This is a genomic window from Pseudomonas bharatica (assembly GCF_048586865.1).
GTDB classification, from domain to species: Bacteria; Pseudomonadota; Gammaproteobacteria; order Pseudomonadales; family Pseudomonadaceae; genus Aquipseudomonas; species Aquipseudomonas bharatica.
Genome location: NZ_JBMAWR010000004.1, coordinates 280,184 through 300,945, shown reverse-complemented (window position 1 = coordinate 300,945; position 20,762 = coordinate 280,184). Strand labels below are relative to the sequence as shown.

The 20,762-nt window shown below is 67.5% G+C and carries 1 protein-coding gene; it reads right to left on the bottom strand.

Translation table 11 applies throughout. The annotated features are described in order from the left end of the window. Window positions 1-179: 179 nt before the first annotated feature. Window positions 180-20,753 carry a non-ribosomal peptide synthase/polyketide synthase gene (locus ACKLLE_RS08005; protein WP_420057526.1) on the bottom strand — a complete coding sequence of 6,858 codons (20,574 nt, stop codon included), beginning with the start codon at window positions 20,751-20,753 and terminating at the stop codon, window positions 180-182. Window positions 20,754-20,762 lie beyond the last annotated feature (9 nt).

Sequence of the window (20,762 nt, the reverse complement as noted above, 5' to 3'; positions counted from 1 at the left end):
GAAAGATGGATGAGGTGGGTTTCCTTGCTGGAGAAACGCACCAGCGCGGTGGGGATTTACCGGGTGGAACAGGTTTTTTTCCAGTTTGCGGGGGCCGTGTGGGAGCGGGTTCACCCGCGATTGCGCCGGTGAATCCACCATCGTCATCGCGGGTGAACCCGCTCCCACAGGGTCCGTGTTTACAGGGCCTCCAGCTCGGCCATAAGGTCCGACAGGCGATCCACCTTGGCCTCGTCGATGCGTTTGTCCTGCTGGCCTTCGATGTAGGCCGCCAGGGCCTGCAAGGTGTTCAGCTCGAACATGGCGCGCAGCGGCACGTGGTGTCCCAGTTCCTTCTGCACACGGCTGACGATCTGCGTCGCCAGCAGCGAGTGCCCGCCCAGTTCGAAGAAGTCGTCGCTCATGCCCACCTTGTCCACCTTGAGCACCTCGGCCCAGATCGCTGCGAGCTGCTCTTCCAGCTCGCCCTGCGGCGCCACGTAGGCGGCGTGGGCGTGGCCGATGTCCGGCTGCGGCAGGGCCCGGCGATCGAGCTTGCCGTTCGGCGTGAGCGGCAACCGTTCCAGGAACAGCCACTGCGTCGGCACCATGAAGCCCGGCAGGTCATGGGCCAGAAGCCCTTTCAGTTCGTGGACAAGCTCGTCGCCCGTGACCACGCCCTGCTCCGCCACTATCCAGGCCACCAATTGCGTGCCGTTGGCGCTTTCCCGCGGCAGCACCACCGCCTCGCGCACCGTTGGCAAACGCAGCAGCAGGGCCTCGATCTCGCCCAGTTCGATACGCAGGCCGCGGATCTTCACCTGATGGTCGATACGCCCCAGGTAGTCGATAACGCCATCGGCGCGGTAGCGCACCAGGTCGCCGGTGCGATACAGGCGTGCGCCCGGGGTGAACGGATCCGGCACGAAGCGCTCGGCGCTCAGCTCCGGACGCTGGTGGTAACCGCGCGCCAGGGAGTCGCCGCCGACATACAGCTCGCCGGCACTGCCCACCGGACACAGCTGCAGATTGCTATCCAGGACATAGGTGCGCACGTTGCCGATCGGTCGGCCGATGGCAGCGATCGCGGTGTCCAGCGGGCCGTCGATCAGCAGGCTGCTGGTATCGATGGTCGCCTCGGTCGGGCCGTACAGGTTGTACACCTGGCCGCCCCACTGTTCGCGCAACTGCCCGACCAGCGCCGCACTCAGGGCCTCGCCACCGAAGGCCAGGGTCCGCAGCGAATCCAGCTGACCTGCACGTACTTCCGGCAGCAGCGCCTGAAGAACCGACGGCGCCAGTTGCAGGATGCTGATCGCCTGTCCGGCCACTTCGCGCCACAGCAGGGTCAGGTCATCGCTCAGCGCCGGGCTGGCGAGGACCAGTTGCGCACCGTTGAGCAGCGGCAGCCAGAATTCCCACACCGAGGCGTCGAAGCTGAAGGCGGTCTTCTGCAGGACGCGGTCGCTCGGTAGCAGTTGCAGCTCGTCCTGCATCCACAGCATGTGGTTGGTCAGGGCGCCGTGGCGGATTTCCACGCCTTTCGGCCGGCCGGTGGAGCCGGAGGTGTAGATCACGTAAGCGAGGTTGTCGGCATTCACCCGGACCTGCGGCGGCGCGGCCTCGGCGAGGTCCTGCCAGTCGATCAGTTCGTCGAGGCTCAGGCTGGTCAGGCCGTCGTTGATCGGCAGGTCGGCGAGCAACGACGACTGGGTCAGCAGCAGGCGGATCCCACTGTCGCGAACCATGTAGTCCAGACGCTCGCGCGGGTAGGCCGGGTCCAGCGGCACATAGGCACCGCCGGCCTTGAGGATCGCCAGCAGGCCGACCACCATTTCCAGGCTGCGCTCCAGGGAAATCCCCACCAGCACATCCGGGCCGACACCCAGGTCACGCAGGCGATGGGCCAGACGGTTGGCCTGGCGATCCAGTTCGGCGTAGCTCAGTTGCAGCTCGCCGAGGATCAGCGCGGCAGCGTCCGGCGTGGCCTGGACCTGCTGTTCGATCAGCTCGTGGATGCAGGCTTCGCTGTAGTCGGTGGCCGTGGCGTTCCAGTCATGCAGCCGGTGCTGGCGCTCGCTCTCGTCGAGCAGCGACAGTTCGCCGAGCAGCGCCTGGCTGTCGGCAGCCAGGGTCAGCAGCAGGTGCTCGAAGTGCCGCAGCAGTTGTTCGATGGCGGCCCGGTCGAAGTGCGCCAGGTCATAGCCTACCGCCAGCGACAGGCGCTCGCCCGCCTCCACCGCCAGGGTCAGCGGATAGTGGGTCTGCTCCTGGTTGACCACCTTGGCAAAGCTTGGCGAACGCGGCGACGCCTGTTGCAGGGCCTCGGCGATCGGGTAGTTCTCGAACACCATGATCGAGTCGAACAGCGCCTCGCCGCCCCAGCCGGCCCAGCGCTGCACCTCGTAGAGCGGGGTGTGCTCGTGCTCGCGCAGTACCAGGTTGAGCGCCTGGACTTCCTGCACCCAGTCCTCGACGCGCTGCTCGGCATGCGGGCTGCCGACCACCGGCAGGGTGTTGATGAACAGGCCGAGCTGTTCCTCGACACCCGGCAGGTCCGCCGGACGCCCCGCCACCGTGGCGCCGAAGGTGACCGTGGCCTGCCCGGTATAGCGTTGCAGCAGGAGCATCCAGGTCGCCTGCAACAGGGTGTTGAGGGTGACGCGCTGGTCCCGGGCGAACTCGCCCAGTTGTGCGCTCACCTCGACGGCGAAGTCGTGGCGCAGCTCGCCATGACCCTGCCCCGCTGCGCGGAAGCACGGTGCCAGGCGGGTCGGTGCTTCCAGCTCGGCCAGTTGGCCGCGCCAGAAGTGCTCGGCCAGCGCCGCGTCCTGGCGTTGCAGCCAGTGGATGTAGTCCTGGTAGCGACCGCTGGCCGCCGACACCGCCTCGCCGTGATAACGCTGGAGCACCTCGCCGAACATCCGCGAGCTGCTCCAGCCATCCAGCAGGATGTGGTGGCAGGTGAAGATCAGTTGATGCACGCCCTCGTCGGTATGCAGCAGGCTCAGGCGCAACAGGGCGTCGTGTTGCAGATCGAAACCGCGCTGGCGATCGGCTTCGGCGAACTCGACCAGTGCGGCTTCGACGTCCTTGCGCCCGCGCCAGTCCTGCAGTTCGAACGGCACCGCCAGTTGCTTGCGGATCAACTGCAACGGCTGACCGAAACTGCTGACGAAGCTGGCCCGCAGCACCTCGTGGTTATCCACCACGGCCTGCCAGGCGGCGATGAAACGCTCGACCTCGATACCGCGCACTTCGGCGCGCATCTGGTTGACGTAGCTGGCCTTGTCCTGCTCGTACAGGCTGTGGAACAGCATGCCCTGCTGCATCGGCGACAACGGGTAGATATCGGCGATCTGCGCCGCCGGCAGCGGCAGGCTGTCGAGCTGGCGCTGGTCGAGGCCGGCCAGGGGGAAGTCCGACGGCGTCGCACCACCGGCATTGGCCGACAGGCAGTGCTCGATCAGCAGGCGCAGTTCGCTGGCGTAGGCGTCGGCCAGCCCTTGCACCGTGCTGCGTTCGAACAGTTCGCCGCTGAAGCTCCAGAGCATTTCCAACTGGCCGTCGAGTACCTGCCCGTTGATCGCCAGCAGGCTCTCCAGCGGTGCTTCGTCGCCCTGGCCCTGGCCACTGCCTTCGCCGGATGGCGCCAGCAGCGCGTCGTCGGCGGCGAAACTGCCGTCCAGCTGGCCAAGGTAGTTGAACACGATCTCGCCCTGGGGCAGCGCCGCCAGGGTGCATTGCGCCCGCTCGTCGCCGAGCCAGCGCAGCACACCGTAGCCCAGGCCCTTGTGCGGCACTGCGCGCAACTGCTCCTTGATGGTCTTCAACGACGTAGCAAGGTCGTCGGCGGCACTGAGCCTGACCGGGTACAGGCTGGTGAACCAGCCGACGGTGCGGTGGGTGTCGATGCCCTCGAACAGCTCTTCACGCCCGTGGCCTTCCAGGCGTACCAGGGTGTCGCTGCGCCCGGTCCAGCGGCCGATCACCCGGGCCAGGGCGGTCAGCAGCAGATCGTTGATCTGCGTGCGATAAGCCGCCGGAGCCTGCTGCAACAGTTGCCGGGTAAGGCCGGCATCGAGGCGGCTGCTGACGGTGACTTCATGCTGGTGCTGGCGGCCGCCGTCGGCGTGGTCCAGCGGCAGTTCGTCGCTGGCACCCTGCAACTGCGCCTGCCACCAGCCCAGTTCGGCGGCCAGTTGCGGCGTGGCGGCCCAGGCGTGCAACTGCTCGGCCCAGACCTTCACCGAATGGGTCTTGTCCGCCAGCACCGCGCCGTTATAGGCCGCCTGCAGGTCTTCCAGCAGGATGCGCCAGGACACGCCATCCACCGCCAGGTGATGGATCACCAGCAGCAGGCGTTGTTCGCCCTCCGGCAGGTTCACCAACAGGCCGCGCAGCAGCGGGCCCTCGACCAGGTTCAGGCTGCGCTGCGCTTCATCGCACAGGGCACGCAACCCCTCGCGAGACTCCACATCGCGCACCCACAGCAGTTCACCGCTGACCGCATCGCGGAAGCTGGCGCGCGCGTCGACGAAACTCAGGCGCAGCGCATCGTGATGTGCCACCAGGCGTTGCAGCGCAGCTTCCAGGCGTCCTGCCTCCAGTGCGACGGTCGGGGTGAACAGCACCGACTGGTTCCAGTGATGACGCTCGGGCACCCGGCTGGCGAAGAAACGCTGCTGGATCGGCAGCAACGGCGTCGGCCCGCTCAGGGCGCCCTGCTCGATGCGCACCGCCGGCGCGCGGCTGGCCACCTGGGCGATGCCCTGGATGGTCTGGCGCTGGAACAGGTCCTTGGCGGTGAACAGGATCCCCGCCTGCCGCGCACGGCTGACCACCTGGATGGAGATGATCGAGTCGCCGCCCAGCTCGAAGAAGTTGTCGGTCACGCCGACCTGCTCCAGCTTCAGCACGTCGCGCCAGATGGCCGCCAGTTCCGCCTCGAGCGGAGTGCTCGGGGCCACGCCGGACGAGGCGTTCTGGCTCAGGTCGGGCTTCGGCAGGGCCCGGCGGTCAAGCTTGCCGTTGGCGTTCACCGGCATGCGCTCCAGCCAGAGGAAGTGGCTCGGCACCATGAATTCCGGCAGGTGCACCTTGAGGTGGGCCTTGAGGATTTCCTTGAGCTCGTCAGTGTTCTGCTGGGGATCGCGGGCAACCAGGTAGGCCGCCAGTTGCTTGCCGTTGGCGCCGTCGATATCGATGACGCTGGCCTCGCGCACCGCCGGGTGCTCCTGCAGCCGTGCATCGATCTCGCCCAGTTCGATGCGCAGGCCGCGGATCTTCACCTGGTGGTCGATACGCCCGGCGTATTCGACGATGCCTTCGCCGCGATAGCGGGCCAGGTCACCGGTGCGGTACAGGCGGCCGCCGTCGGTGGAGAATGGATCGGGCACGAAGCGCTCGGCGGTCAGCGCCGGACGCTTGTGGTAGCCGCGGGCCAGGCCGACGCCGCCCAGGTACAGCTCGGCAGCGCAACCCGGCGCGGCCGGCAGCAGGCCGTCCTCGAGGATATGGGTCTTGATGTTGTCGATCGGATGGCCGATCGGCACGTTCAGGTCATCGAGGCTGCAGGTCCAGTGGGTGACCTCGATCGCCGCCTCGGTCGGCCCGTACAGGTTGTGCAGGTCGGCATGGGGCAGGCGCTTGAGTACCTGGACCGCCAGTTCCACCGGCAGCGCCTCGCCGCTGCACATCACCCGGCGCAGGCTGGTGCAGGTCTCGACGTCTTCATGGGTCATGAAGGCCTGGAGCATGGACGGCACGAAATGCACGGTGGTGACGCCGTACTGGCGGATGGTTGCCAGCAGCCGGTCCGGGTCACGGTGGTCGCCCGGCAGGGCTACCGCCAGGCGCGCGCCGCACAGCAGCGGCCAATAAAACTCCCAGCCCGAGACGTCGAAGCTGAACGGGGTCTTCTGCAGCACGGTATCGCTGGCCTCCAGCCCATAGGCCTTCTGCCCCCAGTGCAGGCGGTTGATCACCGCGCGATGGCTGTTGCCGGCGCCTTTCGGCTTGCCGGTGGAGCCCGAGGTGTAGATCACATAGGCGAGGTTGTCGGCCAGGCTCACCGGCACCGGGTTGGCGTCGCTGTAGTGCTCCAGCGACAGCCGATCTAGGCTCAGGGACCGGACATGGCCCGGGATCGGCAGGCGCTCCACCAGGGCTTCCTGGGTCAGCAGCAGTTCGACGCCGCTGTCCTCGATCATGTAGGCCAGGCGGTCGCTCGGGTAATCCGGGTCGAGCGGCACATAGGCGCCGCCGGACTTCATGATTGCCAGCAGGCCGATGACCATTTCCAGGCTGCGTTCCACGGCGAGGCCGATCAGCGCATCCGGACGCGCCCCCCGTTCGCGCAGCTTGTGCGCCAGCTGGTTGGCCCGGCGGTTGAGCTGGGCGTAGCTCAGTTGCTGGCCGGCGAAGACCAGCGCCGGGGCGTCCGGGGTCTTCGCCACCTGGGCTTCGAACAGGTGGTGGATGCCGGTATCGCCGGGGAACGGCGCGGCGGTGGCGTTCCACTGCTGGACGATACGGCGCTGGGCGGTCGCGTCGAGCAGGGCCAGCTCACCGATGCGCTGCTGCACATCGGCGCTGATCGAGCGCAGCAATTGCTGCCAGTGCCCGGCCATGCACGCGATGGTGTCGGCTTCGAACAAGGCGGTGGCGTAGGTCAGCGAGGCGCTCAGGCCGTCGCTGTGCTCCACGGTATGCAGCATCAGGTCGAACTGCGCGGTGTGCTTATCGGACGGCACCGCTTCCAGTTGCAGGCCGGCCAGTTGCGGCACCAGGTGAGCGGCTTCGCTCTGGTGGTTGTACATCACCTGGAACAGCGGGCTGCGGCTCAGGTCACGCTCCGGTTGCAGGGCTTCCACCAGTTGCTCGAACGGCAGGTCCTGATGGGCCTGGGCCTCCAGGGCATGGCGCTTGACCTGTTGCAGCAGCTCGACGACGCGGGTCTGGGAATCCAGCTCGGCCTTGAGCACCTGGGTGTTGACGAAGAAGCCGATCAACGGCTCGGTTTCGGCGCGGTTGCGGTTGGCGATCGGTACGCCGACGCGTACGTCGCCTTGGCCCGAGTAGCGGTGCAACAGGGTCTGGAACGAGGCCAGCAACAGCATGAACAGGGTCACGCCCTGCCCTTGCGCCAGCGTTTTCAGTGCGGCCGCCAGTTGCGGGTCGAGGCTGAAGCTGAACTGCGCGCCGGCAGTGCTCTGTACCGGCGGCCGCGGATGGTCGGTCGGCAGTTCCAGCACCGGTTGTTCGCCGCCCAGTTGTGCGGTCCAGTAGACCAGTTGCCGGGCTTTCTCGCCCGCCTCCAGCCATTCACGTTGCCACAGCGCGTAGTCGGCATACTGGATCGCCAGCGGCGCCAGGCGCACTGCCTCGCCCTGGCTGTAGCCGGCGTACAGGCGCATCAGTTCATCGACCATGATCGGCATCGACCAACCGTCGGTGACGATATGGTGCTGGACCAGCACCAGCACATGTTCATCAGCGCCCAGGTGCAGCAGGCGCACGCGCAGCAACGGCCCCTGTTCCAGATCGAACGGGCGCAGGGTCTCGGCCTCGATGAACAGGCGCACCTGTTCCTCACGGGGCAGCCCGGACGCCGGCAACTGTTCCGCTTCCAGCACGAACGGCGCCGGGGCGTGAATCACCTGCACGGCCTGGGCACCGTCCTGGCGGAAGGTGGTGCGCAGGGTTTCGTGGCGGGCGACCAGGCTTTCGAAGCTCAGCTCCAGCGCAGCGATATCCAGCGCGCCGCGCAGGCGCAGGGCGGCCGGCATGTTGTAGGCGGCGCTCTGCGGTTCCAGTTGCCAGAGGAACCACTGGCGTTGCTGGGCATAGGACAGCGCCAGCGGCTGGCTGCGGTCGGCCAGGGTGGTCGCCTGCTGCTGGCTGCTTTCGGCGGCGGCGACCTGGCGGGCGAAACCGCGCAGGTCCCGGGCCTCGAACAAACTGCGCAATGCCAGCTCGATCTTCAGGCTTTGACGGACACGGGAGATGACCTGGGTCGCCAGCAACGAGTGCCCGCCCAGCTCGAAGAAGCTGTCGTCGAGACCGACCCGCTCGATCTTCAGCACTTCGGCCCAGATCGCAGCCAGTTGCCGTTCCAGTTCGGTTTCAGGCGCGACATAGGCCGTCTGCGACAGGCTGGTATCCGGCTGCGGCAGGGCCTTGCGGTCGAGCTTGCCGTTCGGCGTCAGCGGCATGGCCGGCAACTGCACGATGTGGGTCGGGACCATGTAGTCCGGCAGGCTGGTTTTCAGCGAAGCCTTGAGCTGATCGACATCCAGCGCGCTGCGGGTGACCACATAGGCGGCGAGCTGCTTGCCCTGTGGGCCATCGATATCGAGCACCACGGTTTCGCGAATCGCCGGGTGCTCCAGCAGGCGCGCTTCGATCTCGCCCAGTTCGATGCGGTAGCCGCGGATCTTTACCTGGTGGTCGGCACGGCCGACGTATTCCAGCACGCCATCGGCACGGCGCCGGGCCAGGTCGCCGGTACGGTACAGGCGCTCGCCCGGGGCGCCGAACGGGTTGGGAACGAAGACAGGAACGGTTCGGCGGGTGTCGCTGACATAGCCGCGGCCGACGCCGGTACCGGCGACGCACAGCTCGCCTACGGCTCCGATAGGAACCAGTTCCAGGGCGTCGTCCAGCAGGTAGATCAGGTTGTTGTCGGTCGGGGTACCGATGGGCAGGTAGGTGCTTTCGGTGGACGCCAGATCGACCCGGAAGAAGGCCACGTCGTCCGAGCATTCGGCCGGACCGTAGGCATTCACCAGTCCGATCTGTGGATAACGCAGCAGCCACTGGCGCGCCAGTTCCGGCGGCATGGCTTCGCCGGTCGGCAGCATCCAGCGCAGGCCGTCGAGGCTGACCCGTTCTTCGGCCAGCAGGCCCTGGATCAGCGACGGCACGCTTTCCAGCACGCTGATGCCCTGAGCCTGGACATGCGCCAGCAACGCTTGTGGATCACGGGCGATATCGTTCGGCACGATATCCACCCGGGCACCAAACAGCGGTGCGGCGAGGAACTGCCAGACCGAAATGTCGAAGCTCTGCGAGGCGGTCTGGGCGATCACGTCCTGGTCGCTCAGGTCGAGGTACGGGACCTTGCTCAGCTGGTTGTTGAGCATGCCGCGCTGCTCGACCATCACGCCTTTCGGCAGGCCGGTGGAGCCGGAGGTGAAGATCACGTAGGCCAGGTTGTCCGGGCTGCTGTAGCGACCGGGATTGGTGGTTTCGGCGCTTTGCTGGACCTGTTCCCAGACCAGCAGTTGCACCGCTTCATTGCCGAGCAGCAGCTCACGGGCCTGGGCTTCGCAGGCGGCGCTGCACACCAGCACCGGCGCCCTGCTCTGCCCGATCACGCCGCTCAGGCGCTGGTTCGGCAATGCCGGGTCCAGCGGCAGGTAACCTGCGCCGGCCTTGAAGCTGCCGATAATCATGCCCAGCAGGTCCGGGCCGCGCTCGGCCAGCAGGGCGATCGGCTGGTCGAAGCCGGCGCCCGCCGCGATCAGGGCATGGCCCAGGCGGTTGGCGGCCTCGTTGAGTGCTTGGTAACTGATGCGGTCGGCCAGATGGCTTACGGCAATCCGCTCGGGATGGGCCGCAACCCGCTCCTCGAACTGCACCACATAACTGCGCTCCAGCGGATATTCGCGGGCACTCTGGTTGACGCCACGGGTCAGGAACTCGCGCTCATCGTCACCCAGCAGCGGCAGCGCCGCCATATCGCCGTGGAAGCCTTCCACCAGCGCCAGCAGCAGGCGCTTGAACTCCGCCAGCATGCCTTCGACGGTGCTCTGGTCGAAGTAGCGCTGGTCGTAGGACAGGTGCAGGCCAAGGTCATCGCCCGGGTAGCACACGGCAGTCAGCGGATAGTTGGTGTGGGTGCGACCGGAATCCGAGGTGGCATTCAGGCTTTGTGCACGGTCCAGCACCGAGACTTCCACCGGCGCGTTCTCGAACACGAACAGGCTGTCGAACAGCGGCAGGCCCTTGGGCAGCTCGCTGAGCTCCTGGATATTCACCAGCGGCAGGTATTCGTACTCGCGCAATTGCATGTTGCTGTCGAGCAGGCCGTTCAGCCACTGGCGCACGCTCTGCCGCTCGCCATCGCCAGGCAAACCGACACGCAGGGCGATGGTGTTGATGAACAGGCCGACGGTGCGCTGCATCTGCGGCATATCCACCGGGCGCCCGGCCACGGTAACGCCGAACAGCACGTCGCGCTCGCCGCTCAGGCGGCGCAGGGTCAGGGCCCAGGCGGCCTGGGCGAAGGTGTTGACGGTCAACTGGTGCTGCTGCGCCAGCTCGCGCAGGCGGGCGCCTTCACTTTCGTCGAGGCGGGTGTAGACATCGCCCACCACCATGCCGCCGCTTTCGCCGGCATGCTCGCGCAGGTACGGACGGTCGCTGGGGATCGGCGTCGGCCGCTCGAAACCGCGCAGATTGGCCCGCCACCAGTCACGGGCCTGCTCCAGGCCGCGCTGTTGCAGCCAGCCGATATAGTCGCGGTAGCGCGGGGCCGGCGGCAGTTGCGCCTCGCGGCCTTCGCCAAGGGCCATGTACAGGTCGAAGAAGTCGTTCATCAGCAACGAACGGCACCAAGCATCGATGAGAATGTGGTGGTTGCTCATCATGAACCAGTAGCTGGCCTCGCCGACGCGGATCAGGCGCAGGTGGAACGGCGCCTGGTGCAGCAGATCGAAGCCGGCCTCGCGCTCGCGCTTGTGCAGGGCTTGCAGTTGCGCTTCCTGCTGTTCGGCAGGAATACCGCGCCAGTCGAGGTAGTCCACCGGGGTATCGCCCGGCTTGTGGATAACCTGGAGCATGCCTTCGCCGATATCCCAGCAGAACGACGCGCGCAGCGCTTCATGGCGGGCCACCACGGCCTGCCAGGCGCGGGTGAAGCGCTCGGGGTCGAGGGCGCTGTCGATGCGGTAGCGGTCCTGCATGTAGTACAGGCCGGTGCCGGGTTCCAGCAGGGTATGCAGGAGCATGCCCTCCTGCATCGGGGTCAGCGGGTAGACATCCTCGATCCGCGCCGCCGGCACCGGCAGCGCGTCCAGCTCGGCCTGGGTCAGGCGGGCCAGGGGGAAGTCGGACGGGGTCAGGCCGCCGCTGTCTTCGTCCAGGCAGTGCTCGACCAGCGCCTGCAACTGGGCCAGGTAAGCCTGGGCGATGGCTTCGATGGTCGCCTGCTGGTGACGCTCGGCGCTGAAGGTCCAGCGCAGGACCAGTTCGCCGCCATAGACCTGGGCATCGATGCTCAGCTCGTTGGGCAGCGGCGCCTGCGGGTCATGAGCGATGCCGGCGGGCTCTTCCAGCGGGCGGAACAACGCGTCGCTGGCGAAGCTCTGGTCGAACTGGCCGAGGTAGTTGAAGGTCACCGGTGCCACCGGCAGTGCCTGCATCGCGGCACGGCTGTCGGCGTCGCCGAGGTAGCGCAGCACGCCGTAGCCGAGGCCCTTGTGCGGTACTTCGCGCAGTTGTTCCTTGATCGCCTTGATCGAGCCGGACAGCTCGGCCGCCGGAGTCAGGCGCAGCGGATAGGCGCTGGTGAACCAGCCGACGCTGCGGGTCAGGTCGATCCCGTCGAACAGGCTTTCGCGGCCATGGCCTTCCAGCTGGACCAGCGCCGACGGCTGCTCGGTCCACTGGCAAAGCACACGGGCCAGGGCGGTCAGCAGCAGGTCGTTGACCTGGGTGCGGTAGGCGCTCGGTGCCTGTTGCAGCAACTGGCGGGTGCGCTGGGCATCCAGGCGTACGCTGACGCTGGCGGCATGGCGGTTTTCCTGGCCACCGGCCTTGTCGGTGCCCGGCAGCGGCATGGCCTCGCTGCCCAGGTGGGCCTGCCACCAGTCGCGTTCCTCGCGCAGCGAATCGCTGGCGGCATGGGCGGCCAGGCGCTCGGCCCAGTCGCGCATGGCGCTGGTCTTGGCCGGCAGCGGCTGTTGGCGATAAGCGTTTTGCAGGTCTTCCAGCAGCACGCGCCAGGACACGCCATCCACCACCAGGTGATGGATCGCCAGCAGCAGGCGCTGTTCGCCTTGTGGGCCACTGACCAGCAGAGCACGCAGCAACGGGCCCTGCTGCAGGTCGAGGCTGCGCTGGGCTTCGTCGTAGAGCACGGTGCATTGGGCCATGTCGCTGACCTGGGCGACCCGCAGCAGGCTGTCCTCGCCGTCGCGGAAGGCCGCCTGCCAGGCGCCATCCTGCTCGCGGAAGCCGAGGCGCAGGGCGTCGTGCTGCTGTTGCAGGACCTTCAATGCCTGTTCCAGTTGCACGGCATCGAGCACCTGGGTCGGCTCCAGCAGGACGGCCTGGTTCCAGTGCTGGCGGTTGGCGATCGGGGTTTCGAAGAACCAGTGCTGGATCGGCGTGAGCGCCGAAGCACCGGTCAGTTGCCCTTGCTCGGCGCTGACCACTTCGCGGGTGGTGGCGACGGCGGCCAGGGCCTGCACGGTCTGGTGCTGGAACAGGTCGCGCGGGGTGAAATGGATACCAGCGGCACGGCCACGGCTGACCACCTGGATCGACAGGATCGAATCGCCACCCAGCTCGAAGAAGTTGTCGTTGAGGCCGACCCGGGCGACGTTCAGCACCTCGCCCCAGATCCGCGCCAGGCGCTGTTCCAGCTCGCTGGTAGGCGCCATGTAGTGCTGGCGGTTCAGCTCCGGATCCGGCATCGGCAAGGCGCGGCGGTCGAGCTTGCCGTTGGCGGTCAGCGGCATGGCGTCGAGCAGGACCAGGTGGGTCGGGACCATGTAGTCCGGCAGTTGCGCCTTGAGCGCGGCCTTCAGTTCGTCACGCAGGCGGGCCTGCTGTGCTTGATCCTGATTGGCGACATCGCTGACCAGGTAACCGGCCAGTTGCTTGCCCGCCGGCGTATCCAGCGCCAGCACCACAGCTTCGCGGATGGCGGCATGCTCCAGCAGGCGGCTTTCGATCTCGCCCAGTTCGATACGGAAGCCACGGATCTTCACCTGATGGTCGACCCGGCCGATGTATTCCACCAGACCGTCGGCACGCTGACGCACCAGGTCGCCGGTACGGTACAGACGGCCGCCGTCAGTGGCGAACGGATCGGCGACGAAGCGCTCGGCGGTGAGGCCGGCACGCTCGTGATAACCCACCGCCAGCCCCGCGCCGCCGACATACAGCTCACCCGTGGCGCCCTGCGGTACCAGGGCCAGGTCGGTATCGAGGATATAGGCGACCCGCGCCCCGACCACGCTGCCGATCGGCACGCTGGCCTGGCCCTCCTCCAGCTCGGCCGGCGCCAGGCAGGCCAGGGGCATGACCACGGTTTCGGTGGGGCCGTAGGCATTGAAGAACAGCTCCGGGGCAAAGGCCGCGCGAATGCGTTGCAGGTGTTCGCCGGTCAGGGCTTCGCCGCCGGTGATGCACATGCGTACCGGCAAACGCTGTTGCCGGGTCGCCAGCCACTGGGCCAACTGGCTGCCATAGCTCGGGGTAAAGCCGAGGATGTTCACCCCCTGCTCGCGGATCAGCGCACAGATTTCCTCGGCATCCCATTGGCCCTGGGCACGCAGCACCACCCGTGCACCGCTCAGCAGCGGTACCAGCAGACGCTCGGTGGCGGCGTCGAAGTTGATCGAATAGAAATGCAGCTCGCAGTCGCTCGGGCGCATGTCGAAGCGCTTGATCACCGCCTGGCAGTGCATGGCGATTTCACCATGGCTGACCACCACGCCCTTCGGCAGGCCGGTGGAGCCGGAGGTGTAGATCAGGTAGGCCTGGTGCTGCGGCAGGCTGATGAACGGCGGTTCGCTGTCCGGGTAAGCGGCCAGTTTCGCCAGGTCGTCCTCCAGGCTCCAGCGCGCCACGCCTTCCGGCAGTTCGCCGAGGGCTTCGAGCAACCTGGTGTCGCTGAGCAGCAGGCGCACGCCGCTGTCGCGGATCATGTAGTGCAGGCGTTCCAGCGGGTATTCCGGGTCCAGCGGCACATAGGCGCCGCCGGCCTTGAGGATCGCCAGCAGGCCGATGACCATTTCCAGCGAACGCTCCAGCGCCAGGCCGACCCGCACCTGCGGGCCGACGCCTTGCTCGCGGAGCATCCAGGCCAGGCGGTTGGCCCGGGCATCCAGCTCGGCGTAGCTGAGGGTCTGGCCGCGGAAGGTCAGCGCACCCGCATCCGGAGCGGTCTTGACCCGCTCGCTGAACAGGCTGTGGATGCACTGGTCGAGACGCTGCTCGCCAGGCTCCACGCCGAGGCTGTCGAGCAGCTGCTGGCGCTCGTCGTCAGCCAGCAACGGCAGCTCGGCCAGGCGCTGTTGCGGATCGGCCAGCAGCGCTTCCAGCAGATTGCGCCAGTGCGCGGCCATACGGGCAATGCGCGGCTCGTCGAACAGGTCGGTGCTGTAGGTCAGGCAGCAGCCCAGGCGGTGGTCGAGCTCGGTGACTTCGAGGTTGAGGTCGAACTTGGTGGCACGGGCGTCGTTGACCAGGTACTCGACGGTCATCCCGGCCAACTCGCGGCTTTGCTGGAATTCCCAGCGCTGCACGTTGCACATCACCTGGAACAGCGGGTTCCAGGCCGCGCTGCGCGGCGGCTGCAGGGCTTCCACCAGGTGATCGAACGGCAGGTCCTGGTGGGACTGGCCGTCGATCACGGTCTGGCGCACCTGTTCGATCAGCTCACCGACGCGCATCTGCCCGTCGAGCTGCACGCGCAGCACCTGGGTGTTGAGGAAGGCGCCGATCAGCCCTTCGCTTTCCGGACGGATGCGGTTGGCCACCGGGGCACCGATGCGCAGGTCGGTCTGGCCGCTGTAGCGGTAGAGCAGCATGGCCAAGGCGGCGGTCATGGTCATGAACAGGGTCAGGCCATTCTTCGCGTTGAAGGCGCGCACGCGGCCGGCCAGGTCATCGCTGAGATCGAAGCGGAACAGTTCGCCCTGGTGGCTTTGCACGGCCGGCCGCGGACGGTCGCCGGGCAGTTCCAGCAGCGGGTGTTCCTTGCCCAGTTGGGCCGTCCAGTAGTCCAGCTGGCGCTGGCGCTCGCCGGATTCCAGCCACTGGCGCTGCCACACGCTGTAGTCGAGGTACTGCACCGCCAGCGGTTCCAGCGGCGACGGCTTGCCGTCGAGGAAGGCCTCGTAGAGCAGGCCCAGCTCGCGGGCGAAGATATCCATCGCCCAGCCTTCGGTGACGATATGGTGCAGGGTCAGCACGAAGTAGTGCTCCTGCTCGCCGGCCTTGACCAGGCAGGCACGCAGCAGCGGGCCGGTTTCCAGGTCGAAGGGCTTGTGCGCTTCGCTGTCGGCGAAGGCTTGCAGGCGTACCTGGCGCTCGGCGGCGGGCAGCGCGGAAATATCCAGCCACTGCATGGCCACGCCGGTCTCTTCGGAAACCTTCTGGCAGGCCACGCCATTGACGCTGGGGAAGGTGGTGCGCAGGGTTTCGTGGCGCAGGATCAGCGCCTGCAGGGCCGCTTCGAAGCAGCCGATATCGAAGGCGCCACTGAGTCGTGCCATGCCGCCGACGTTATAGGCGGGGCTGTCCGGCTCCATCTGCCAGAGGAACCACATGCGCTGCTGCGAGTAGGACAGCGGCACCGGCTGGCTGCGATCGACCCTGGCGATGGCCTGCTGGCTGTTGCGTGCGCCAGCGGCCTGCAGCGCAGCGATCTGCTCGGCGAAGGCGCCCAGCTCGCGGTGGTCGAACAGCACCCGCAGCGGCAGTTCGACGTCGAAGGCCTGGCGCACGCGGGAAATGATCTGGGTCGCCAGCAGCGAGTGCCCGCCCAGTTCGAAGAAGTCATCGGCCAGGCCGACTTGCGGCACGCCCAGCACTTCGCGCCAGATGGCGGCGATGCGGTGCTCCAGTGCGGTCTGCGGCTCGATATGTTCGCGGGACTGCCAGTGCGGCTCGGGCAGTGCGCGGCGGTCCAGCTTGCCGCTCGGGCCCAGGGGCATCGCGTCCATGCGCACCAGTTGTGCCGGAACCATGTACTCCGGCAGCTCCAGGGCCAGTTCGGCCTTCAGGCGGGCGCTCTGCGCGGCCTCGCCCTCCCCGGTTTTCTCGGCGGTGAAATAGCCGACCAGTTGCGGACCGGCAAGGGTCTGGCGCACCACCACGGCCGCCTGGCCGACACCGTCCAGCGCCAGCAGGCGGGCCTCGATTTCCTGCGGCTCGACGCGGAAGCCACGCAGCTTGACCTGATGATCGAGACGGCCGAAGTACTCCAGCGCACCATCGGCGGCCCAACGCACGCGGTCGCCGGTGCGGTACAGGCGCGCGCCCGGCTCGCCGGCGGCATCCGGCACGAAGCGTTCGGCTGTCAGCGCGGCGCGGCCCAGATAACCGCGGGCCAGACCCAGGCCACCAATGCACAGCTCACCGGCCACGCCATCGGGCTGGGCATTCAGTTCGCTGTCGAGCACCCGGCAGATGACGTTGCCCAGCGGCCGGCCAATCGGTGAGCGAGCGCCATCGCTGGCCTGGCAATGCCAGTGGGTGACGTTGATCGCGGTTTCGGTCGGGCCGTAGCGGTTATGCAGTTGCACATCGGGCAGTTGCGCCAGCACACGGTTGCGCAGCTCGGCCGGCAGCGCCTCGCCCCCGGAAAATACCCGGCGCAGGCTGGTGCAGTTGGCCGTCAGCGGCTCGTCGATAAACAGCTGGAGCAGCGGCGGAACGAAGTGCAGCGTGGTCACGCCATGCTGCTGGACCAGCTGGGCGATACGGTGCGGATCGCGGTGCTCGCCGGGTCCGGCAAGCACCAGCCGGCAGCCGGTGATCAGCGGCCAGAAGCATTCCCATACCGACACGTCGAAGCTGATCGGCGCCTTCTGCATCAGCACGTCGCTGTCGTTCAACTGGTAGCTGGCCTGCATCCATTGCAGGCGCTCGGCCAGGGCCGCGTGGGTGTTGCCGACGCCTTTCGGCAGGCCGGTGGAGCCGGAGGTGTAGATCACATAGGCGAGGTTATCGCCGTGCAGGTGCAGGCCCGGCGCATGGCTCGGCCAGTTGTCCAGCTTGAGGGTGTCGAGGGCGATGGCGCTGACGCCTTCGGCACTTGGCAGATCGCCAAGCAGATGACTTTGGGTCAGCAGCAGCGAAACGCCGCTGTCGCTCAGCATCCAGGCCAGGCGCTCGCTCGGGTAGTCCGGATCCAGCGGCACGTAGGCGCCGCCGGCCTTGATGATGGCGAGCAGGCCGATCAGCAGTTGCGGCGAGCGCTCGACGGCGATCGCCACCTTCACGTCCGGTCCGACGCCCTTGTCGCGCAGGTAGTTGGCCAGGCGGTTGGCCTGGGCATGCAGGCCGGCGAAATCCAGGCTGCCGCCCTCCCACACCAGCGCGGTGCGCTCGGGGCTGCGCTGGGCCTGTTCATTGAGCAGCTCCGGCAACCAGCGGCTGGCCGGGGTGCACGGGGCGACGCTCCAGCTGGCCTGGCGGGCCTGTTCGGCTTCGTCGAGCAGGTACAGGTCACCGAGGGCGATCTCGGTCGAGGCGCAGACCTGGGCCAGCAGGCGCACATAGTGCCCGGCCAGGCGCTGGATGGTGGCGCGCTCGAACAGCTCGTCGGCGTAGTCGAAGGACAGGTTGATGCGCCCGCTGCGGTCTTCCTCGCTGTGCAGTTGCAGGTCGAACTTGGCCTCGCGGCTGTGCCACGGCAGTTCGTCGGCGAGCAGGCCGGGCAGGCGACGCAGGGCGCCGAGGTCGCGTTGCTGGTGGTTGAACATGACCTGGAACAGGCCCTGCTCGCGGGCCTGTGGGAAGGCTTCGACCAGTTGATCGAACGGCAGGTCCTGGTTGGCCTGGGCCTCCAGTGCCGCCTGGCGGGTGCGCTTGAGCAGCTCGGCGAAGGGCAGGCGCGCATCCAGTTCGGCGCGCAGCACCAGGGTATTGATGAAGAAGCCGATCAGGCCCTGGGTTTCCCGGCGCGGACGGTTGGCGCCGGGCACGCCGATACGGATATCGGTCTGGCCGCTGTAGCGGTGCAACAGGGTCTGGAAAGCGCTCAGCAACAGCATGAACGGTGTGGACTGGCTGCCCTGGGCCGCAGCTTTCAGGGCTTTGCTCTGCTCGGCGCTCAGGCGCAGGCTGTAGCGCGAGGCACTGTGCTGCTGGCGGGTGGAGCGTGGGTGATCGGTGGCGAGGCTCAGGCTCGGGTGGTCGTCGCCCAACTGCTCTTTCCAGTAGGCCAGCTGGCGCTCGGCCTCGCCCCGGGCCAGCCATTCGCGCTGCCACTGGCCGTAGTCGGCGTAGCGCACCGGCAGTGGCGCCAGGGTCAGCGGCTGCTCCTGCACCGCGGCGGCGTAAAGCCGCGAGAACTCGTCGATGAGCACGTTCAGCGACCAGCCGTCGGCAATGATGTGGTGCAGGGTCACCAGCAACTGGTGTTCCTGTTCGTCCAGGCAGAGCAATTGCACCCGCAGCAGCGGGCTGTTTTCCAGGTCGAACGGCAGGCGTGCCTGTTCCTCGCGGATGGCCTGGGCACGACTGCGACGCTCGTCTTCGTCGAGATCGCCGAGGTCGATGCGCTGGAGGTCGAACTGACCGGCAGGGTCGATGCGTTGCAGGGCCACGCCGTCCACTTCGTAGAAGCGCGTGCGCAGGGATTCATGGCGTTCGACCAGGCGCTGGAAGGCACTGCGCAGAGCGGTTTCGTCCAGCTCGCCGCGCAGGATGAGGCCGGCCGGGATGTTGTAGGCGCTGCTCTGCGGATCCAGTTGCCAAGTGAACCACAGGCGGTTCTGGGCGAGAGACTGAGGCAGGCCTTCGTCACCGGCAAGACGGACGATGCCGTCCTGGGCTTGCGCACCCGACCGGGCGCCTTCGATGGCGGCGACGAAGCCTTGCAGGGTCGGCGCTTCGAACAGCAGGCGCAGGTTCAGCTCGATGTCCAGGGCGTCACGCAGGCTGGCGACCACCTGGGTGGCGAGGATGGAGTTGCCGCCGAGCAGGAAGAAATGGTCGTCGGCAGCGATGTCGTCCACTTGCAGGTGTTCGCGCCAGGTGCGCGCGACCAGCTCACCGAGGTTGGACCGGGCCAGGGCGGTGTCGCTGGCCTTGGCACCGATTTGCGGGAACACCGCGTAGCTGTCGAGGCTGCCGTCGGCCAGGCGGGTGCGGCAGGCCGAGCGTTGCAGCTTGCCGCTGGACGTCTTCGGCAGTGCGCCCGGGTTGAGCAGCACGACGACGGCCGGGGCCTGTTGATAAGCGTCGGCGACGGTTTCGCGCAGGGTACGGATCAGGTCTTCGGCGGGCACGTTCTTCTGCACGCTGCGGCCGATTTCCGCAGCGATGCCGATACCTTCGATACCGTCCTGGTTGACGGCGAAGGCAGCGACCCGGCCCTTGCGCACCACCTCGACCTCGCGCTCGATGGTCTGCTCGATGTCCTGTGGATAAATATTCTGGCCGCGGACGATCAGCATGTCCTTGAGACGCCCCGTGATATACAGCTCGCCGTCGCGCATGAAGCCGAGATCGCCGGTACGCAGCCAGGTCTGGCCGTCGTGCTGGACGAAGGTTTTCGCCGTGGCTTGCGGGTTGCGCCAATAGCCATGGGCGATGCTCGGGCCGCTGGCCCAGACTTCACCGACCTGGTTCTCGCCAAGCCTGTCCAGGCTTTGCGGATCGGCGATCAGCACGGCGTGTTCCGGCTGGCTGGTACCGCAGCTCATCACCGGGCTGCCCTGCCCCGCCCTGGCGATGTTGCGCGCCAGCTCCTGCTCGTCGAGGCGCAGGTGCGGGATGCCCTGGCCGCGCTTGCCACCGGCGACGAACAGGGTGGCTTCGGCCAGGCCGTAGGACGCGAAGAAGCTGCTGGCGTCGAAACCGCAGGCGGCGAACTTCTCGGCGAAGGCCTCCAGGCTATCAAGGCGGATCGGCTCGGAGCCGGAATAGGCGACGCGCCAGCCGCTGAGGTCGAGCCGGGCCAGGGCCGTCTCGCTGACCCGGGCGGCGCACAACTGGTAGGCGAAGTCCGGGCCGCCGCTGATGGTGCCTTTGTACTCGCTGATCGCCTCGAGCCAGCGCAGCGGGCGGGTCAGGAAATAGGCCGGGGACATCAGCACGCAGGGCACGCCGCTGAAGATCGGCTGCAGCAGGCCGCCGATCAGGCCCATGTCGTGGTACAGCGGCAGCCAGCTGACGATCACGTCGTCCGGGTTGATATCGATGCCGAAACCGTGACGGATGAGCTGTTCGTTGGCGACCAGGTTGCCGTGGCTGACCTGCACGCCCTTGGGCAACGCGGTGGAGCCGGAGGTGTATTGCAGGAAGGCGATATGGTCGCCGGTCAGTTCCGGTGCGACCCAGGTGTCGGTGTGTTCCAGGGTATCGACGCAGAGCAGCGCCGGGGCGCCTTCGGCAGCCAGCGCTTCGACTTCCAGCAGGCTGTCGCGCAGCGCGGCGGCGGTCAGCACCAGGGCCGGCTCGGCGTCGGCGATGATCGACAGCAGGCGCTCCTGATGGTGGCGGCGGTTGGACTCCGGTGGATAGGCCGGAACGGCGATGATGCCGGCATACAGGCAGCCGTAGAAGGCGGCGACGTAGTCCGGGCCGCTGGGGAACAGCAGGATGGCGCGGTCGCCCGCTTGCGCCTGGCCTTGCAGGGCGGCGGCGATGGTGCGGGCACGCTGGTCGAGGTCACGGTAGGTCAGCACGCTGCCCTGGTCCTGTTCGTCGGACAGAAAGCGCAGGGCCAGTCGGTCCGGCGTCTGTGCGGCACGACGTTGGAGGGACTGGGCCAGGGTGACGGGGAGTTCGAACGCGTCCATGGAGTGTTC

Coding starts and splice junctions, on each gene's coding strand:
- ACKLLE_RS08005 (WP_420057526.1), bottom strand. CDS start 20,753: ATGGACGCGTTCGAACTCCCCGTCACCCTGGCCCAGTCCCTCCAACGT.